The organism is Gemmatimonadota bacterium (genome assembly GCA_009838845.1).
Taxonomy (GTDB): Bacteria; Latescibacterota; UBA2968; order UBA2968; family UBA2968; genus VXRD01.
The window spans coordinates 44001-62677 of record VXRD01000089.1 but is presented as its reverse complement, the minus strand read 5'-3'; the positions used below and the strand labels follow the sequence as shown (position 1 = coordinate 62677).

At 51.7% G+C, this 18677-nt stretch carries 17 protein-coding genes; 14 read left to right on the top strand and 3 right to left on the bottom strand.

Translation table 11 applies throughout. The features are described 5' to 3' along the window. Both F4Y39_11390 and F4Y39_11385 read right to left on the bottom strand, forming a co-directional pair. Positions 1-435 (bottom strand): leucine-rich repeat domain-containing protein (locus tag F4Y39_11390; GenBank protein MYC14320.1); only part of this gene is annotated, 435 nt, incomplete at its 3' end. A gap of 2636 nt (positions 436-3071) precedes the next feature. After that, the gene (locus F4Y39_11385; GenBank protein MYC14319.1) at positions 3072-4703 is read right to left on the bottom strand and encodes a hypothetical protein; all 1632 of its coding nucleotides are present in this window, start codon (positions 4701-4703) and stop codon (positions 3072-3074) included. 92 nt (positions 4704-4795) lie between these two features. On the opposite strand from F4Y39_11385, the gene F4Y39_11380 reads away from it, so the two are divergent. The 7 genes from F4Y39_11380 (at position 4796) to F4Y39_11350 (ending at position 10220) form a co-directional block, all read left to right on the top strand. Next, positions 4796-5074 carry a hypothetical protein gene (locus F4Y39_11380; protein MYC14318.1) on the top strand — a complete coding sequence of 93 codons (279 nt, stop codon included), beginning with the start codon at positions 4796-4798 and terminating at the stop codon, positions 5072-5074. Between the two features lie 65 nt (positions 5075-5139). After that, positions 5140-6201 carry a phosphotransferase gene (locus tag F4Y39_11375; protein MYC14317.1) on the top strand — a complete coding sequence of 354 codons (1062 nt, stop codon included), beginning with the start codon at positions 5140-5142 and terminating at the stop codon, positions 6199-6201. A gap of 128 nt (positions 6202-6329) precedes the next feature. Then, positions 6330-7031 carry an SDR family oxidoreductase gene (locus F4Y39_11370; protein MYC14316.1) on the top strand — a complete coding sequence of 234 codons (702 nt, stop codon included), beginning with the start codon at positions 6330-6332 and terminating at the stop codon, positions 7029-7031. Positions 7032-7045: 14 nt separating this feature from the next. Further along, complete coding sequence (locus F4Y39_11365; GenBank protein MYC14315.1) at positions 7046-8155, top strand: S-adenosylmethionine:tRNA ribosyltransferase-isomerase; 1110 nt, start codon at positions 7046-7048, stop codon at positions 8153-8155. A gap of 55 nt (positions 8156-8210) precedes the next feature. Continuing rightward, positions 8211-9299 carry a VCBS repeat-containing protein gene (locus tag F4Y39_11360; protein MYC14314.1) on the top strand — a complete coding sequence of 363 codons (1089 nt, stop codon included), beginning with the start codon at positions 8211-8213 and terminating at the stop codon, positions 9297-9299. 36 nt (positions 9300-9335) lie between these two features. Beyond that, the gene (locus tag F4Y39_11355) at positions 9336-9656 is read left to right on the top strand and encodes an NIPSNAP family containing protein (protein ID MYC14313.1); all 321 of its coding nucleotides are present in this window, start codon (positions 9336-9338) and stop codon (positions 9654-9656) included. Beyond that, positions 9657-10220, top strand: coding sequence for a GNAT family N-acetyltransferase (locus tag F4Y39_11350; GenBank protein ID MYC14312.1), 564 nt, complete (start codon positions 9657-9659; stop codon positions 10218-10220). Positions 10221-10342: 122 nt separating this feature from the next. Here F4Y39_11350 and F4Y39_11345 read toward each other — a convergent pair whose 3' ends face one another. Beyond that, positions 10343-12124: an AAA domain-containing protein gene (locus F4Y39_11345; GenBank protein ID MYC14311.1), complete on the bottom strand. Its 1782-nt coding sequence runs from the start codon at positions 12122-12124 to the stop codon at positions 10343-10345. A gap of 253 nt (positions 12125-12377) precedes the next feature. Here F4Y39_11345 and F4Y39_11340 point away from each other — a divergent pair, with 253 nt between their 5' ends. The 7 genes from F4Y39_11340 to F4Y39_11310 all read left to right on the top strand — a co-directional run bounded on the left by F4Y39_11340 (position 12378) and on the right by F4Y39_11310 (position 18664). Beyond that, a complete protein-coding gene (locus tag F4Y39_11340) occupies positions 12378-12503 on the top strand; it encodes a hypothetical protein (GenBank protein ID MYC14310.1) in 126 nt (41 codons plus the stop codon). 305 nt (positions 12504-12808) lie between these two features. Next, positions 12809-13135: a hypothetical protein gene (locus tag F4Y39_11335; GenBank protein ID MYC14309.1), complete on the top strand. Its 327-nt coding sequence runs from the start codon at positions 12809-12811 to the stop codon at positions 13133-13135. A gap of 70 nt (positions 13136-13205) precedes the next feature. Continuing rightward, positions 13206-13532, top strand: a complete 327-nt coding sequence (locus tag F4Y39_11330) for a hypothetical protein (GenBank protein ID MYC14308.1) — start codon at positions 13206-13208, stop codon at positions 13530-13532. A gap of 108 nt (positions 13533-13640) precedes the next feature. Next, positions 13641-14006 (top strand): hypothetical protein, encoded by a 366-nt coding sequence (locus tag F4Y39_11325; GenBank protein MYC14307.1) that lies wholly within the window; start codon positions 13641-13643, stop codon positions 14004-14006. Positions 14007-14094: 88 nt separating this feature from the next. Beyond that, complete coding sequence (locus tag F4Y39_11320) at positions 14095-14628, top strand: hypothetical protein (GenBank protein ID MYC14306.1); 534 nt, start codon at positions 14095-14097, stop codon at positions 14626-14628. Positions 14629-14711: 83 nt separating this feature from the next. After that, a complete protein-coding gene (locus tag F4Y39_11315) occupies positions 14712-15428 on the top strand; it encodes an outer membrane beta-barrel protein (protein MYC14305.1) in 717 nt (238 codons plus the stop codon). A 14-nt stretch (positions 15429-15442) separates the two neighbouring features. Then, on the top strand, positions 15443-18664 hold the full coding sequence (locus F4Y39_11310; GenBank protein ID MYC14304.1) for a TonB-dependent receptor: 3222 nt from the start codon (positions 15443-15445) through the stop codon (positions 18662-18664). Positions 18665-18677: the final 13 nt, after the last annotated feature.

Below are 18677 nucleotides of genomic sequence, written 5' to 3'. Positions count from 1 at the left end.
CAGATTCGTCAAACTGGACAGTCCAGACACATCCGTGATGCTGTTGGCACTAAGAGCCAGCCTTGTCAGATTGATCAAGCCAGATAATGCAGACACATCCGAGATACTGTTGTTGTTGCGAAGAGACAGATCTTTCAGATTCGTCAAGCCAGATAATGCAGACACATCCGAGATACTGTTGAAGTGAAGATCCAGAAATGTCAGATTGGTCAAGCCAGATAACGCAGATAGATCCGTGATGTTGTTGTCACCAAGATTTAGCCATGTCAAACTGGTCGCGAACTCAAGCCCAGCCAAGTTCCTTGTGTTAGTCTGCCATGCAGAAAGACGAGTCAGGGTTGCCATCTCATCCCTGGTGATCGGCGCACCGCTCGCTTTGCCAAGCTCAGCCGCGATGGCTGCACGTAAATTCGCATCCGGAATGGCAACCTGCATCGTCCCGCCACCACTACCACTATCACCACCGCTACCGCCATTATCACCACCACTACCACCATCGCCACCGCTACCGCCACTATCACCACCATTGGACGTAGATACCTCTTTGCTAAAATTATCGATAAAGATCAGAAAATCGGGAACCCCTATCACGCCATTACCATCCAGATCGTATTTTGACTCATACCCTGCTTGACCCGCCTGAGTTCCGAACGCATCCACAAAAAGCAAAAAGTCGGGAATATCAACCCGACCATTGCCATTAAAGTCCGGGGAAGGCGCAGTAGAAACAGAAAGCTGTAACTCAACGCGCAAATTCAGGGGCACGCTTTGAATTTGCCTACCTCGAACAAGATCACCACGTACCAATCGAACTGCACTGCCCGAAAACGTAGATAGTGTGCGAAAACGAATCGTGCCGATCAGACCACTGTTGACCGTAGATTGACCGCTCAAAGACACAAGACCAATCTCTACAAAGGTCGGACTTGTACCTTGTTCCGTGAGTACCTGTACATTGGGTAACACACTGCCTGCGTCAAACCCTTCATGGACAACTTGACCCCCATCGTATTCAAAACGTATAGAAACACCTGTCGCATTCTGAATATCTGTGCCAAATACCTGAACGGCTATACCTTCACCTGCGGACACAGTGACAGATGTAACCGACTGATCACCCGCTGAACCATTCACATCCAGAGAAAGGGAAAAGCTCGTTGGCAACGCTCTTTGTAATGCAACTCGCAAGTTCAGGGTCCTGCGCTGAGTTTGACTGCCCCGAGTAAGATCTGCACGCACCAGCCGAATCGCACTACCAGAAAACGCAACCAATGTACGAAAGCGAATTGTACCAATCAGACCACTGTTGAATGTTGCTTGACCAGAAGAGGTAAGGCTAATCTCTACATAGGACGAACCCTGCTGGCGAGTTGCCTGAGCATTGGGCAACACACCGCCCGCGTCAAAGCGCTCATAAGCAACCTGTGCAGCATCGTATTCAAAACGCAGGGAAATATCAGTTGCACCCAGAAGATCTTCGCCAAATACCTGAATGGCTACACCTTCACCCGCGGACACTGTGGCAGATGTGACGGCTTGATCGCCCGATGAACCATTCACATCCAGAGAAAGGGAAAAGCTCGTTGGCAACGCTCTTTGTAATGCAACTCTCAAATTCAAGGTCCTGCGCTGAGTTTGACCACCTCTGACAAGATCTGCACGCACCAGCCGAATTGCACTGCCCGAAAACGCAGCCGACGTGCGAAAACGAATCGTACCCACCAGCCCACTATTGACCGTAGCCTGACCAGAAGAGGTAAGACTAAGCTCCACATAGGACGAACCCTGCTGGCGGGTTGCCCGGGCATTGGGCAACACACTGCCTGCGTCAAACCTATCATAAGCAACCTGCGTAGCATCGTATTCAAAACGCAGGGAAATATCAGTTGCACCCAGAAGATCTTCGCCAAATACTTGAATGGCTACACCCTCACCCGTGGACACAACAGCAGACGTGACGCCTTGATTACCCGATGCACTGTTCACATCCAGAGATAGAGAAAAGCTCGTTGGCAGCGATTTTTGTAACGCAACTCTCAAATTCAAGGTCCTGCGCTGAGTTTGACCACCCCGGACAAGGTCGGCACGCACCAACCGAATTGCACTACTCGAAAATGCACTCAGCGTGCGAAAACGAATCGTACCCACCAAACCACTATTGACCGTAGCCTGACCAGAAGACATAAGAGTAATCTCTACAAAGTTTGATCCCTGCTGGCGAGTTGCCTGAGCATTAGGCAACACAGCACCTGCATCAAACCTCTCATAGACAACCTGACCTGCATCATATTCAAAACGCACAGTAATATCAGTTGCACCCAGAAGATCTTCGCCAAATACCTGAATAGCTACACCTTCACCCGCGGACACAGTAGCAGATGTGACGCCTTGATTACCCGATGAACGATTCGCATCCAGAGACAGAGAAAAGCTCGTTGGTAATTTTTGTAACGCAACGCGTAAATCCATAGTCCTGCTTTCAATTTGCTCACTCCGGGCAAGCTCAGCACGCACCAGCCGAATTGCACCGCCCGAAAACGCAGCCGACGTGCGAAAACGAATCGTACCAATCAGACCGCTATTGACCGTGGCTTGCCCCCCAAAAGACACAACACCAATCTTCACAAAAGTCGGATTTGTACCCTGTTCAGTGAGCGCATTTGCATTGGGCAACACAGTACCCGTGTCAAAACCCTCATAGGTAACTTGACCTGCATCGTATTCAAAACGCACAGAAACACCTGTCGCATTCTGAATATCTTTGCCGAAAATCTGTATGGCAATAACTTGATCTGGTGAAGTATTTAAAAACGTGACTGCCTGATCACCTGTGGCACTATTCACATCCAGCGACAGGGAAAAGTTATTCTGTGCTGAAAGAGGCAGCGGGTGCATCAAAAGCGCGAGTGTTGATAGCACGAACAGAATCTGGTTACGCATTGTTTCTCCTTTTGCGACACATTCCTCTCAACACACGTTTGAACATACGTTTGTATCGAAAAATAATGGCATCTCCCTATAAATCAATATCTTAATGTTACGCAACTATTTGGCTCGCATCGTGAAACCAATCACCCATCCTCCAACCCCGCGGCGTGACGCCCCGCTCTGGGATCACCCGCCGCGTAATACCTGCCCTCTTCCCGATCCACATAAACCATAACAGGCGTCGCAATACTGGATGCTTTCGCCTCAACCTGATGCCCCCGACTGGCGAGATCATCCTGCACATCCCGGCTTATCGCATCATTCAGCGTCAACGACCCCGCCTGTTTGAACGTCTGCTCGCGGATGGGATTGGGATCAAAAGAATCGTTGTGATGCGCCGTCGCAAAACGGGGCGCAGTAACAGCCTCCTCCGGCATAATCCCAAACTCCACAAAATCCAGCAACAAATTCAACGTCGTCTGATCCTGCAAATCGCCACCCGCAACGCTAATACCCAGAATCGGCTGCCCATCTTTCAGCACCAGCGTAGGCGTCAACGTAATACGCGGGCGTTTTCCCGGCTGGATACAATTCGGATGACCCGCCGTCGTATTCAGACTCCGCAGACGATTCCCATAAGTAACCCCCGTACTCCCCCCATCAATCGTGGGCCGGTGAACATTGGCACTCGGCGTCGCCGCGACCACATTGCCCCAGCGATCCGCCACCACACAAGTCGTCGTCCCCCCAATGCCAGGCCGGAACACACCGCCTTCTTTAACCGGCTGCATCAGATACGGATCGCCCGGACGCGCCTCCAGAGAAGCCGAATGCATATCGATAAGCGGCACGCGCAGATCCGTGTACGCATCGGAAAGCAATCCCCCCAGAGGCACACCTGAAAAATCGGGATCGGCATAATACGCATCGCGATCCGCCATCGCCAGCTTGATCGCCTCCGTAACCACATGAATATAATCCGCCGAAAGATGACCCATCGCTTTGACATCGAACTTCTCCAGCAAGCGCAGTGCCTGACACAAATACGGACCCTGCGTCCACGGCCCGCACTTGCAAACCGTATATCCCCGATAAGAAACCGTAACCGGATCTTCAATCGTCGTAACATGCGTCGCCAGATCTTCCCGACGCAAAAACCCCCCCTTTGCGACATAAAAAGCCTCAAGCTCCTCCGCAATATCATTGCGATACTTATTCCGCCCGTAAAAGCGATCCGCGGCAGCTTGCAACTTCTCCTCCCGACTCCCCGACGTAAGATGCTCCTCCTCAACGAGTTTTCGCAACGTCCTCGCAAGATTGGGATGCCAATCATCATCACCCGCATCGAGCAAAGCAAGCACAGGGGCAATAATCTCTTCAAACGACATCGTACCGTATCGCCTGAGCGTCGTAATACACAAATCGACCACCGAAGGTACGGGCGCCATCTTCATATCGCCATCGCCTGGAATACCATTCTCCATATACCAGTCAATCGCCTCCTGAGAACGCGGCGCCCGCCCCTGCCCGCTCAGCGCCTTCACCTCCGAAGTCCCAGCATCAAAAATAAGAAGCGGAACCTCCCCGCCAATCGAACACGCGCCGTGATCCGTAACATTCAGCGCAAAAATAGTCGCCGCGGCTGCATCGGCCGCATTGCCACCCCTATCCAGAATCTCAACACCCGCTGCCACAGCACCTGCGCCACCTGCTGCCACAACACCCGTCTTACTCTCAGCCTTCCATCCTATCTGTCCCACATCTATACCAGACATAATTTTCTCCTTTTCGCCCTTGACGCCACGCAAAACTCTGGCTTTATTTTCAATGACAACGATTTTGTCGCAGCCTTCAAGGAGGCATCATTATGATTCTCGATTTAGACCAACTGATTGCGCCGTACTTCGACAAATATCCAAACGAATGGTTATTATTTGAAGTCACAGACACGGACGAGCACGATTGGCCCACCAAAGTGCAATTTGTTGCCCATGACCCGAGTCGTCAAGTGATTGCAAACATCGCCATTGAAAAAGATATAGATGATACCCTTGTTCGTTTCGCCGGTGATGTACTCCCTAAGGGATGGCATGCAGCATTTGATTTCCAAATCATGCAGGTTCGCATGGAACGCATTATAGCATGATCTCTTGATGAATACAAAATAATCTCTCTTCCTTCAATACGTCCTTATTCCCAGGAAAAGAGCTAATGAAATTATCAGAACCCATCACCGATGTCGAGCAACTGACACCTGCGCTACTAACGGATCGATTTGGTCGCAACGGATTCCTGAAATCGGGTTCGGTCACATCCATAGAAAAGACGGACTCGTTCGGATCATCGTGCGCGGAGTGGGATAGGCTATCGCTGACATTCAGCGATGACTACATGGGTGATGTTCCAAATGCAATTGTGTTAAAGATATATCGAAAGGGATGGTTCGGAGGCGGCGTCATCGAATGGACATTTTACGAGGAACTCGCGCCAAAAACGCCTGATGCGTCTGTCTGTCCCGTTTTTGACTGTGGATTCGATCACAATGAGAAAAACTGTCACTATTTCATGCCAGACCTGTCGGTGACACATAAAGATGGGCCAAAGGAGGCCACCAAACAACTTCACAAAGCCGTAATTGAAGAACTACTCAAATATCACATCCAATGGTGGAATGATCCACGTTTGGACGAGTGGCCATTCATGATGCAAGCCGGTGGCCCACTTAGAATGGCTCAGGCGATATCGGAAGAAGACGTGCGCGATAGCTGCGCCAGCTTTGAAAAAGCCCTGAAGCCGCTGGCACGAGAACTGGGAGACGACCTCAATCCCTCTCACATCGAAATAATGGAGCGCGTGATTCAGGGATATCCCGATATATTCCTGGCGCGTGTCGCAAACGGAAAAAATATCACAATGCTACACGGCGACGCGCATCTGTGGAACCTCTTTTACCCGAAGGATCCATCAAAGGACCGGATCATTCTCTTCGACTGGGAAACCTATAAACGAGGACTTGGAGCTTACGATCTCGCCTACATGCTGATCCACGGGACATCCGAGCGCAAAGCACTCGAACGTCCTCTCATGGATTTCTATTATAGAAAGCTCATAGCTGGTGGCATCAAAAATTACAGCCGAGACCAATTCGAATACGATTATCGGCTATCCGTGCTATCGTGTGTCTTCTGCCCGATCTTATGGAAGCGCGCGTTCTCGGTTCGGAATGCGATGAAAGCGTATAAGGATTGGGATTGCGGTGCGCTGCTCAGATAGACAGGCACTCTCCTGTCCTAAAGAACGGGTATCAAACACGCCCTCTGTGCGATGCAGAGGGCTTTTTTTTGTGATAAATTTTGACCACAACAAACAGATAATCTCTCACCCTTACAGGAGGATTTAACATGTCCACACAAACAGCTCTCATCACTGGCGCATCTCGCGGACTGGGCCTGTCTCTCGCACGCGAACTCGCACAGCAAAACTGGCGACTAATCATCAACGCAAGAGGTGCAGAAGCACTCGAACACGCGCGCAAAGAATTGGCCAAATGGACCGAAGTCATCGCCATTGCCGGAGACGTAACAGACGCCGAACACCGGAAAGCACTGGCGCACGCAGCAAAAGAAATAGGGGGCCTGGACGCCGTAATCAACAACGCGGGCATATTGGGACCGAGTCCCCAGCCCGAACTACTCGATTACCCACTCGATATATTGGCAGACGTCTATCGCGCCAACGCAATCGCGCCCCTGGGTGTGCTCCAGGCAGTTCAACACACATTAAAACCAGACGCCCGCGTAATCAACATCACCAGCGATGCCGCTCGCGAGCCGTATCCCGGCTGGGGCGGATACGGCTCTTCTAAAGCCGCACTTGAACAACTCTCACACGTACTCGCAGCAGAACGTCCCGACTGGCACATCTACTGGGTAGATCCCGGCGACATGCGAACGCAAATGCACCGAGAAGCATTCCCCTTTGAAGACATCAGCGACCGCCCCTTGCCGGAAACGAGTGTACCGGGATTTATCGAACTCCTGAAAGGCAATTACCCCAGTGGACGTTACGCCGCACGTGAGCTACTCACCACCCTCGCAAAATAGAAAGGAGACATCTCATGTCCATAATACCCAACACAGTACTCCCCATCACAATGATGGACTCAAAACTGGACTCTCTAATATTTGACCTGCCATCCAACCTGGAAGCGGGCGAACCGCCCGAAGCACGCGGACTCAGTCGGGACCAGGTTCGGTTGATGGTCTCCTGGCAAAGTGATGATGCGATTGAACACATCGCATTTCGCGACTTGCCCGACGTGCTCCAGGCGGGCGACGTCGTCGTCATCAACACCAGTGGCACGCGCAAAGCATCTCTGCCCATCATTAGACCCGATGGAACAGAACTCAGACTACATCTATCAACGCAACTGCCCGCCGACATGTGGGCAGTTGAAATACGCCAACCCAATGGTATCGCAACGCAGCCTTTTTCCCGCGCACACGCGGGCGAAGTCTTCACATTGCCCGGCAGTGGATCCGCACAACTGCACGCCCCCTATCGCCCCGAACTGCGGCACAATCCCAACGCCGATATTCGTCTGTGGATTGCAACCCTGAACCTGCCCTATGATCTGGACACCTACCTGGACATATACGGCATGCCCATCCGGTATGGCTATGTGCAAAACGACTGGCCCATTGACTATTATCAAACCGTATATGCAACAGAAGTAGGCAGCGCTGAAATGCCATCAGCAGGCAGAGCATTCACACCCAAAATCATCACAAAACTGGTCGCAAAAGGCATACAAATTGCCCCCCTGATCTTACACACCGGCGTGGCGAGCCTGGAAGCCGATGAACCGCCTTATGAGGAATACTACCGCGTACCTGCTGAAACAGCGCAAGTAATCAACAACGCGCGAAAAAATGGCGGACGGATCATCGCCGTTGGCACAACAGTCGTGCGCGCACTCGAAACCGTAGCCGATAAAACCGGCCAGATCTCTCAGGGCGAAGGATGGACATCCCTGATAATCTCACCCGATCACACCATGCGGATTGTAGATAGCTTACTCACCGGAATGCACGAACCGAGTGCCACACATCTATCCATGCTCCAGGCATTGGCGGGATTAGATCACCTGAAACTGACCTATGAAGCCGCACTCAACAAAAATTATTTGTGGCACGAATTCGGCGATCTACATTTGATTTTACCCTGAACACGAGGTATATTGAGCCACTACCGATAAGGAGAACCGTCAAAACGGAGAACAAATGTTCATAATCCACGAAATAGACGACAACATCCGCAGCGCCTATGGCATGACAGTCGCCGATGTCACAGACAACGGACACCTGGACATCGTAGCCGGTTCTATGGGAACCTCGATGATCGCCCTGTACGAAGGACCCCATTTTGAAAAACAAATCATATCAGAAGCGCACCCCGGCACCATTGCACTATCGGTATTCGACGTCACGGGCAACGGTCGAAAAGACGTGATTGCGAGCAGCGGATTTGGGCGAAGACAGCGGATCCCATCGGAGTATCTACACTGGTTTCAAACACCTGAACACGGCAATATATGGACCCAACACTTCATCGACTGGGTACCCTATTCACACCGCATTGCAATGGTAGATATCAACAATCAACCCCTGCTATTTGTCGCAACCCTGCAAGGGCCGGGAAGCCAGATCAACGACTTTGATGCGCCGGGTGAATTGTGGTGTTATCGCATACCACAAGACCCGGTAAATGAACCGTGGGAAAAGCGATTAATCGACGGGCAACTGAGACTCAACCACGGCCTGAGCGTATGCGACGTAGATGGCGATGGCCGCATGGACTTATTGCTCGGCACACGCGACGGCCTGATCTGGTTTGAACCGCCCAAAGGGGATGGATTCGAGGAAAAATGGAACCGGTGGACCATAAGCCCCCGCGAAAGCAGCGAAACCTTTGCCGTAGATATGGATGGCGATGGCATCAATGAAATACTATCCATCGAACCCTGGCACGGCAATGAACTCGTCTGGTACAAAGCGACCGGCGACATCCGAACAGGCGCGTGGGAACGCCACCTGATCAGCGACAAACTCAACCGCGGGCATTCCCTCTGGTGTGGCGATATAGACAGCGACAACGCACTGGAAGTCATCGCCGGATACAACGGACCCGGCACAGCCCTCAACATCTATCGCCCAGAAAATTTAGAAACAGACACCTGGCACATTGAACAAATCGACAACCGCATTGGCATGGGGCAAATGGCAGTCGTAGATCTCACCGGCACCGGCAAATTGGACATCGCCGCAAGCGGCATGTCCACGGGCAATGTGCGGTGGTATGAACAAGTTTGAATCGTCGTCAATTAATCCCAAACAAAGGAGAAAAACATGTTCTTCGAACTACGTCAATATCGCACCCAACCTGGAAAACGCGAAGAATGGGTTAAATTCATGGAGAGTGAAATCATCCCATTTCAAATATCAAAAGGCATGGTAGTTATCGGCAGTTTTGTCGGCGAAGAAGAAGAAGACCTCTACGTGTGGATCCGCCGATTTGAGAGCGAGGAACAAAGAGAGCAACTCTACAAAGCCGTCTATGAAGACCCGTATTGGACTGACACCCTGACCGATCAAGTAGGCGCACTGATCGACCGAGAACGCATTGTAGTAACGCGCCTCAACGCAACACCGAGGTCCGTGATACAATAAATGGACAACTTTGCCCATCACAATATTCACCTGAAAACAGAAAACTTGAAGCTCCGGCCATTTGAAGAAACTGATTTTGATCTCGCGGTACCTTTTTATAGAGATCCCGATTTTCTGAATGCAATGGAGGGAGAGCCGCCCGAAGAACCCGTGACAGGTGACTATCTCAGACGCGTGGGCAAACACATGGCAAAACAGGGCTTCCTATTTGCAATTGAGGAAAAGGCGAGCGGACGAACCATTGGCGAAGTGTGTTTACAGTGGATGAATTTGGAACGGGCAAAAATCGAGGGAGAGAAGGTCATGCGCTTGCCCATTGGGATATGGGACAAATCCCTCTGGGGCAAAGGCTATGGAAAAGAAGTAGTGCGACGCCTGATGGCGTACGCATTTGAGGAATTGGAAATCAATCGATTCTGCGCGATGGATGTACATGCAGACAACGAACGTTCAAAAGCCTTGTGGCAATCGTGTGGATTGACCATCTCAAGAGAAATGGACAACGGAAAGACGCTGGACTTTGAGATCACACGATCGGAATACAGGAGATTAAGTCTTGGCTAATTTCGAATATGAACTTCGTGGACTGCGCGAAAAATATTTTACTGGATTGCGGCTCAAGCAGGCCCCGTAGTGCTTCTATACGGGGACCATGCCGCAATGACAACCAAAACCTACGGGTTTTACTACCAGAAGCTCACAAACCCCGTGAGTTCAACGCGGCGTTTCACGCGCTGGAGTTTGTGTGTTGAGCGGGGATATGTGGAATCGCAAAAAGCGATAAGTGCGTCCAGCAAACCTGTGAGTTCATCTCCTGCGCCGGACAGGCGTGGGAGAATCTTTTGTAAAATCTGATAATCAAAAGCATCTCGGGGCGCGAACGCCGGCGCATTTGAAGGCAGCCCCTCAATCAAATCGAGCGCATACGCCATATAGATGAGAACCTCGTCGCGGATGCGATAGCCAAAATGCAAATCCTCCTCCGCGAGCATCGCGTTAATCTCCTCCAACGGCTCATTCCACGCAACAACCTCATCGCGGTGGCGAACATCTTCCAACTGCCGATAGGGACGATCAATAAGCGCTTGTCCGAGGGCGCGCAGAGCCGTCGAATCAATCTGCACCTCGGGATCATAACCCGACAACCCCAGATCAACACGATCAAAAGCAACCGTATTTGCCCTGTCCAGCACCTTGGGACTAAACGCATAAGTCGTCTCATCCATATTGACCGTACCCGCAACAAACAAATTGGACGGAATGGGCAAACGCGAAAGCACATCTCCCATCTCATCCGTTGACACGACATCGCCACCCTGCGCCAATTCAATCGGATCTGTCGTCCACGCCCCATCGGGCGTGCGCCTCGCTGTCTCCATAACACTCAAAAAATCGGCAAAATAGTGCTCCACGCGGGCGAGATTCATCTCGTCCAAACACACAAAATAGGGACGGTCCGGATCGTCCTGTGCTTCGCACATCGCCTGAAGCAACGCACCCGGGCGAAACACCCCCGTGAGCAAATTTTCAAACCCGAGCAAATCGCGCACATCATTCCAATCCGGGCGCACGGGAATCAGGCGATACCCTCTCGCTCGCCCCTCATCGAGACCATTGATCGCCTCGGCTAAAAGCCGAATCACGGTACTCTTCCCCGTCCCGGATATCCCCGCCAGAATGAGAAACGGTTTGGTCTTCAAACACAGATAGAGATTGAACAACATCCCCGCTTCAATATGGAAATTCTTCAGCGCCGTGAACCGGTAAAGATCGCACAAAAGCTCTGCCTCCACAGGCACAAGCGCATCCCGCACAACACCGGCTTCTGCGGGATCGGGCATATTGTACACAATACTGCTTTTAGAAGTCTGATATCTCGCTCTTGTAAACACCGCATACAGCGCGTAGAGATCCTCCAGCACCGTCTTAATATCCTCAACAAGAGTCGGCACCGCAGCTTCATCCGGCGTAAGAATCGAACCGACAAACAGCGAGCGATCAACCCCCTCGAGCCTGGATGGCGACCAGGGCACGGAACGACCGGGTGACGCCACAATAATATCACCCGCCAAACAGCGATACCCCTTGCGCGGCACCACACCGCGAAACTTCTTGTGGTCGGCAATCGCCTTTTGCATCGCCTCAAATGTCCACCACCCAGAGTAAAAGCCAATAGCGACGGCATTGTGGTGCAAATAAATACCCAGTTGGGGCAATCGGGGAAACGCGCTCTTCTTCAGCTTGCGATCTACAAAATAGAGACACGCGTGATCCCGCGGCCGGTTGGGATTGGAGCGAAAATTCGTCGTCGCATAAACAGGTGAAATAACAGCCGTGAGGTCTGGATGCTGTTTCGTCAGGACGGGTTCAATCTCATCGCGCAGGACTTGCATCCGCCCATGCAGATGCTCAGCACCTATGCGCGTGCCATTACAGGCGAGAAAATCGTTGGGAGAGAAAGAGAACATAAACGTTGTCAGTTGTTAGTTGTTAGTTGTCTGTCGTGCGTACATTCGCACAACAGATGGACGATGTCAAGGATTTTCAATTTTTGGGATAAGCTCACTGTAAAAAACATTTATCACCCCTATGAGTTTAACTTGATTTCAAAAAAAAATAAATTATATTGCGAGTTTGTAACTGTTGGACCATTGTGACGAGCGGACCGGGCTGGGCTGGCATTAGCCCAGATGTTTGCAATTATTGTGATGGTAAGGTGCAATCAGCGGAGGGCATCTCAACCCGGCCGTTGCCATTGGCGCGCTTTTAGCGGGAAGTACAGGCAGCGGTAATCCTATTAAATACATTGTCTTTTGTCTGTCAATGGTGATGGTGAAGAATATGTAACGCTACACAAAATCAATTCTTTATAAAGCGCAGAGAGCAATGCCATTCTCTGCGCTTTGTATTTATACGGGAAATTTTATAGATAGATAAGCGAATTTTTTTACTGAGCGAGTGGGAATTCTCTTGACACTGCTACTTTGTTTACATTTTTTAACATAAGAAATACTACATTCATCAATAAGAAAAAGGGAAATATTTTCACCTTTTTCATGACGGGGATGGTGCATCTTGTAGCATTCCGTCGGTAACCGTTGCGGCTGCGCGATAGCGCAAGCCGTGACACAACCACATTCTGGGAGGTAGAAATGGCAAGCAGAAATATTATTGTCCTGGTCATCATCCTCGCGATTGTGCAGGCCCTGGCGCCCGACGCAATCCCTGGGGGACTTGTGCCGCTCGCGCTGGTGATACTGGGACTACTCTACGCGATAGTGGCGGTTGACGCTGAGGACGCGACGGCCTTCCTGGTCGTTGCGATTGCAGTCGGCGCTGCTGCAGGTGCGGACGTATTGAGCAACATCCCGGGGATAGGTGCCCAACTGGACGCCATCGTCGATCCGATCGCCACCGCCTTGTATGCCGGTGTCATAGCCATACTCGTGGAGAGGGGAATAAACCGCATCAAGAGTTAAAGATGACTGGCGGACCAGCGACCTGCAACCACAGGTCGTGACACACTAACCTATTCTGGGAGGAAGAAATATGGCAAGCAGGATTATTGTTAGCCTGATCGCCGCTCTGGCGATTATTCAGGGCCTGACGCCCGACGCGATCCCTGCGGGACTTGCGTCCCTCGCGCTGGTGATTCTGGGCCTGGCCTACGCGGTGGTAGCGGTCAGCGCTGATGACGAAACAACCTACTTGATCGTTGCGCTTGCGGTCGGCGCTGCTGCAGGTGCGGATGCGTTGAGCGGCATCCCGCAGCTTGGTGCCCACCTGGACGCCATCGTCGATCCAATCAGTACCGCTTTGTATGCCGGCGTCATAACCATACTCGTGAAAGCAATAATAAATCACCTCAAGGGTTAAAGATGACTGGTGGCTCACCTGAGATTGGAAACTTCGCGATAGCGTGGTACACTTTGTAGCCCTTTACGGCTACGTCATAACACAACCAACTTATTCTGGGAGGATGAAATGGTAGTCAGAATTATTGTTGCCCTGATCGTCATTCTGGCGATTATTCAGGGTTTGGCGGCCGGCGCGATTCCTGAAAATATTGTGTCGATCGCGTTGGTGATTCTGGGCCTGGTGTACGGGGGGATGGCGCTTGACGCTGAAGATGCGACATCCTTCCTGGTCGTTGCGCTTGCGGTCGGTGCTGCTGCAGGTGCGGACGTATTGAGCAACATACAGGTAATAGGCGAGAAACTGGACGCCATCGTCGATCCGATCACTATCGCTCTGTATGCCGGCGTCATAACCGTATTCGCAAAGAGGGTATTAAATCGCGTCTTAGCGTCTGGTGATGGCGGCGGTGATGGTGGCGGCGGTGAAGAATAGTTAAAAGTTGCACAGAATTTTAGTTATATTACAAAACGCAGAGAGCAATGCCGTTCTCTGCGTTTTGTACTTCATAACGGGAGATTTTATGGGAATAGATAATCTGCGATCGGCAATGCCCGACTATGCGCGGGACATTCGGTTGAACCTGGGATCGGTCATATCCGCATCGCGTCTCGACCCGGCAATGGCCTGGGGATCGGCACTCACCGCAGCACTGGTATCGAAAAATGAACAGGTGATCCAGAACATCATCGAAGACGCACAGGCTGTTATGGACGAACAACACATAAAAGCCGTGAAATCTGCCGCTGCCATGATGAGCATGACCAATGTATGGTATAAATTCACCGATCTCATTCGAGATAACGACGTAAAAAAACAGCCGCCCAAATTGCGAATGAATGCCGTGCTGACCCACGGCGGTGTCGATCGCGCATTATTCGAAGCGTGGAGCCTCTCGGCAAGTGTGGTAAACGCATGTGGTATTTGCGTCAACGCACACGCATCGCAATTGAACAAACTGGGCATTGACGCACAACAAATCGCAGACATCGCCCGCATTGCCACCGTAATAAAATCAGTGGCTGATACGCTATCCTTCGAAGCATTGTCCAATTGACAATACAACGCTTCGTATTTCTCGAAAGGAGGTCACAATGGACTGATGCTATTGCGTTTCGGAAATCCCTTTAACACAGCAAGCTGAGAAAGGAGTTTTTGTTGAAAAAATTACTCTTGATTTTATGCGTTGCGGCCCTGTTGCCAAACGCGCAGGCAACCGCAGGAGAAGGAGCTTTCGGCGCTGGCGGTTTTTTTGACTTCTACATTCCCCTCTTCAACTTCAAAGACATGTACGACAGCGGTACCAAGTTTGGGGGTACAGCGCACTATATCTATCACAAGCGCAAGATGGTCGAAGTGGAATTTCACCACGCCCGCTTTAACGACGGCAGCCTTGAAACGCGCACCTTCAGCTTCAGCGACGGCAAAGAATACACCAGTCCACAGGCCGAAGCCAACATGACCATCAACAGCATCCACGCCAACTGGCTATTTGCATTGCGGGAACAGGGATTTGGCCAGGGCACAACGACCTATCTCACATTTGGCGCGGGCCTGCACGATTACGCCAGCAAAGTCAGCGGTCTGATCTTTGCCGGTCAAACGCCTTCGGGTGCCGGTGCGCCTCCCGATCCAAACATCCTCTTGGAACCTGTTAATGACACGCGCACAGCTTTCAGTGCCAGCTTTGGCGGCGGGGTTCAAATTGGCCTGGGAGACAAAGCCGCGTTAGATGTGCGCGCGCGCTACAATATCGTGATGGGAGAATTGCGTCCCTTTCTCATTTGGGGCATTGAAAAAACATACCCCTTTAACCTCATCGATATCGGTGCCGGTATCAAATTCAACTTAAATTAAAAGGAGACCCGCGAATGAAACGAATAGCTATGATATGCGTACTTCTGTGTTTTGCCTCTCATCTCTATGCGGGCACCACGGGTAAAATCGCCGGTGTCATCAAAGACGACCAGGGCAATCCGCTTCCCGGCGCCAATGTGATCGTAGAAGGCACGCGACTCGGCGCTGTGGCAGATGCCGATGGCAGCTATTTTATCATCAATATTCTACCGGGACGATACGCGCTCACAGCTTCGCTTATCGGATATACCAATCAAACCCAGAGCGATGTATCGGTCAAAACGGACTTCACCACGCCTCTCAACTTTCAACTCAAAGAAACCACCGTCGAATTGGCCGAACTCACAGTTGTGGCTGAACGCCCACCCGTAGAAAGAGACAAAACCACGAGCAAATACATCATGGGTGGTGATACGATAGATCGGCTATCGACAGCGGCAAGCACCTCAGAACTCATGAGCCTTCAGGCAGGCGTCTCTCTCGACAACAACGAACCCGCCATTCGCGGCAGCTATCAGGGCAACCGGGGCAACTCGGAAACACTCGTCTATGTGGATGGCGTCGTCATGGATGCGGGCACTGCCCGGGGCGATGTTCAATTTGTCGGAGTCAACAGCGACGCCGTACAAGAAATTACCGTCATCACTGGCGGGATGGAAGCCGAATACGGCAATGCCACATCTGGCGCCATTCACATCATCACCCGAGAAGGCGGCAAAAATTTTCACGGCAAAGGCGGCTTCACTTATATTCCACCGGGCAAAAAACACTGGGGTGGCAATGTCTATGACAGCCCCATCCACAAAGGCAGAATGAAATGGGGCGATGCGACCTGGGAAAATGAAACATACACAGATCCCGGTCCAGACCGCCAGATGGGAACGGGCGACGACATCACCCGCCTGGCGCACGAGCGCACGGACTACACGGGCATTCACGGTTATGAAGTCGATGGGTCACTCTCGGGTCCATTGCTGGGAAATGCCTCCTTTTTTGTCACGGCACAGCACGAGGGACAAGCCTCGCATTTTCCCTCTCCCACCAAACGCGGCATCTTCCACCAGGCCGTCTCAACATCTCCACAAACCGCCCGCTGGATCGAATCGCCCTACAACATCAAAGGCACCTACAAACTGGCCTGGGATGTGCAATCCAACATAAAAGTTAAAGTCGGCGGGGTCTATGCACGTCACGAAGCCTATCAGGTCGGCGAGGGGGAAAGCTGGGTACAGGGCGTCAAGCGCACCGTTGGTCGAGAACTCCAGGGCATCGACATCTTTCTTCCCGCAAACGAAGCCGGTGCAGGCATCGCCAACGTCAAACACGACCTGGCATACATATCCCTCACACATACCCTGAGCAACAAAACCTTTTACGAAGCCCGGCTATCCTATTACCGCGACGCCACAGACACAACCAATGTGCCGGGTGTCACCAGCCAATTTGGCGGCGGCATTACAGAACCGCTCAGAAAAGATCAGGACGGGGTATTCACCATTGGCCCCAGACGGGTCTCCATCTGGATCAACGACCACCGCGCCCGCCTCAACTTCAAACTCGATTATTCCAGCCAGATCAACAAGAACCACTTTATCAAAACCGGCATTGATCTGACGCGACACACCTACTGGTGGAACCAGATCAACTGGCCGCAGGCGGGCAAATCGCGCTATCAACTCGCGGGCGTGCCCTACGAAATGGGCGAACCCATTAACCCCATCCAATCCGCCTTTTACCTCCAGGACAAAATGGAATTTGAAGGCATCATCGTCAACCTGGGCATCCGCTACGACAGACACGACCACAACGGCGATTTTTACTCCCCAATTGCCAACAATGCCTGGAGCGGAGCACCTATGACCAACTCCTGGTCTCGGCAGCGCAAATTTATGCCGCGCACCTCTGTATCCACCAAATCAGCCTGGAGTCCTCGCCTGGGCGTTTCGCACCCCATTACGGCCAATGCCATCATTCGATTTTCCTACGGCATCTTTCACCAGATGCCTGGATTCTGGCACCTCTATTCCTACGAATGGCGCGGCGTTGCCCCTCCAGAAGACTTCAACGACAATGGCCAAATCGACGATACCGAATGGCTCAATAAAAACAACCAGCCAGCCACCACGGGCAATCCCCACCTCGATTACAAACGCTCCACCAATTTTGAGGTGGGCACAGACTGGAACTTCTATCAGGACTATGTCCTGAGCTTCACGACTTATCAGCAAAGCGTAGATGGTCAGGTTCGATTCGGCAGAGCCCACTGGCGTGACCCCAGTCGCAAAAGCCAAAGGGGACGCAACACACCTCTGGGCTATGTTTTTACAGACAATCGGGGATTTGAAATGAGCCTCCGAAAGGACTTCAGCCAGAACTTCTCCTTCCAGGTCGCCTACAACCACCAGTGGCAGTCGGGAGGCAACGCGGGAATCAACCGGATCATCTACTTTCCCAACTCGCAATTTATCGCATCAGATCTCTATTTTATCCAGCACACCAAAGACACCAATGGCGACGGCGTAGTAAATGCCAGCGACGATGGATCAGAAGCAAAAGTACCGCTCACACCGCAGCAAATTCAGGACATCGGCGCCGAGGCAGACCGCTATATCCAGACCATCCGAGAGGGCACCAACCCCGACTGGAATCCGTTGACCGACAGCGAAATTCAGGAAGTGGAAAATCTTTCAGGCGTCTTTTACTTCACCCGCAACACCACCTCTGATCGCAGTGCGGGTCGTGGGGGCCGCGCAGAAACCGCTGGTTTTGGCGACCGACGCGGCACCATGAAAATCGCGTTTACGTATGAAACGCCCATGCATTACGGCCCAGCCCTCGGCGGTTTCAGGCTCAATGTGATCAACACCCTGAAAACGGGACGCCGAATCAGCATTCCGCATCCCACACAGGGCAATGTCGAGCGATTTGGACCTATGGAAACCAAGACCCACCTGTCTTTGGAAAAACGCTTCCGCACAGGTCGAACCGAAGCCACCCTGTTTATGAACGTGTACAACTTCTTCAACCAGCGCGACCCGGCCACCGAATATTTCTGGCGCGGTCCCTGGTTTGATCGACACAATCAGGGCCCACAGGCCGAACTCTGGTATCTCTACGGCATGGACATGCCCAAACCCACGGACAAAAACTATATCAACTACGGCGATACCAAAGAATACCACCGCTGGGCCGGTCGGCCTCGAGAGATCAGCATAGGTCTCCAAATTGGATTTTAATTTCATTATCTGA

Coding starts and splice junctions, on each gene's coding strand:
- F4Y39_11385 (MYC14319.1), bottom strand. CDS start 4,703: ATGTCTGGTATAGATGTGGGACAGATAGGATGGAAGGCTGAGAGTAAG.
- F4Y39_11380 (MYC14318.1), top strand. CDS start 4,796: ATGATTCTCGATTTAGACCAACTGATTGCGCCGTACTTCGACAAATAT.
- F4Y39_11375 (MYC14317.1), top strand. CDS start 5,140: ATGAAATTATCAGAACCCATCACCGATGTCGAGCAACTGACACCTGCG.
- F4Y39_11370 (MYC14316.1), top strand. CDS start 6,330: ATGTCCACACAAACAGCTCTCATCACTGGCGCATCTCGCGGACTGGGC.
- F4Y39_11365 (MYC14315.1), top strand. CDS start 7,046: ATGTCCATAATACCCAACACAGTACTCCCCATCACAATGATGGACTCA.
- F4Y39_11360 (MYC14314.1), top strand. CDS start 8,211: ATGTTCATAATCCACGAAATAGACGACAACATCCGCAGCGCCTATGGC.
- F4Y39_11355 (MYC14313.1), top strand. CDS start 9,336: ATGTTCTTCGAACTACGTCAATATCGCACCCAACCTGGAAAACGCGAA.
- F4Y39_11350 (MYC14312.1), top strand. CDS start 9,657: ATGGACAACTTTGCCCATCACAATATTCACCTGAAAACAGAAAACTTG.
- F4Y39_11345 (MYC14311.1), bottom strand. CDS start 12,124: ATGTTCTCTTTCTCTCCCAACGATTTTCTCGCCTGTAATGGCACGCGC.
- F4Y39_11335 (MYC14309.1), top strand. CDS start 12,809: ATGGCAAGCAGAAATATTATTGTCCTGGTCATCATCCTCGCGATTGTG.
- F4Y39_11330 (MYC14308.1), top strand. CDS start 13,206: ATGGCAAGCAGGATTATTGTTAGCCTGATCGCCGCTCTGGCGATTATT.
- F4Y39_11325 (MYC14307.1), top strand. CDS start 13,641: ATGGTAGTCAGAATTATTGTTGCCCTGATCGTCATTCTGGCGATTATT.
- F4Y39_11320 (MYC14306.1), top strand. CDS start 14,095: ATGGGAATAGATAATCTGCGATCGGCAATGCCCGACTATGCGCGGGAC.
- F4Y39_11310 (MYC14304.1), top strand. CDS start 15,443: ATGAAACGAATAGCTATGATATGCGTACTTCTGTGTTTTGCCTCTCAT.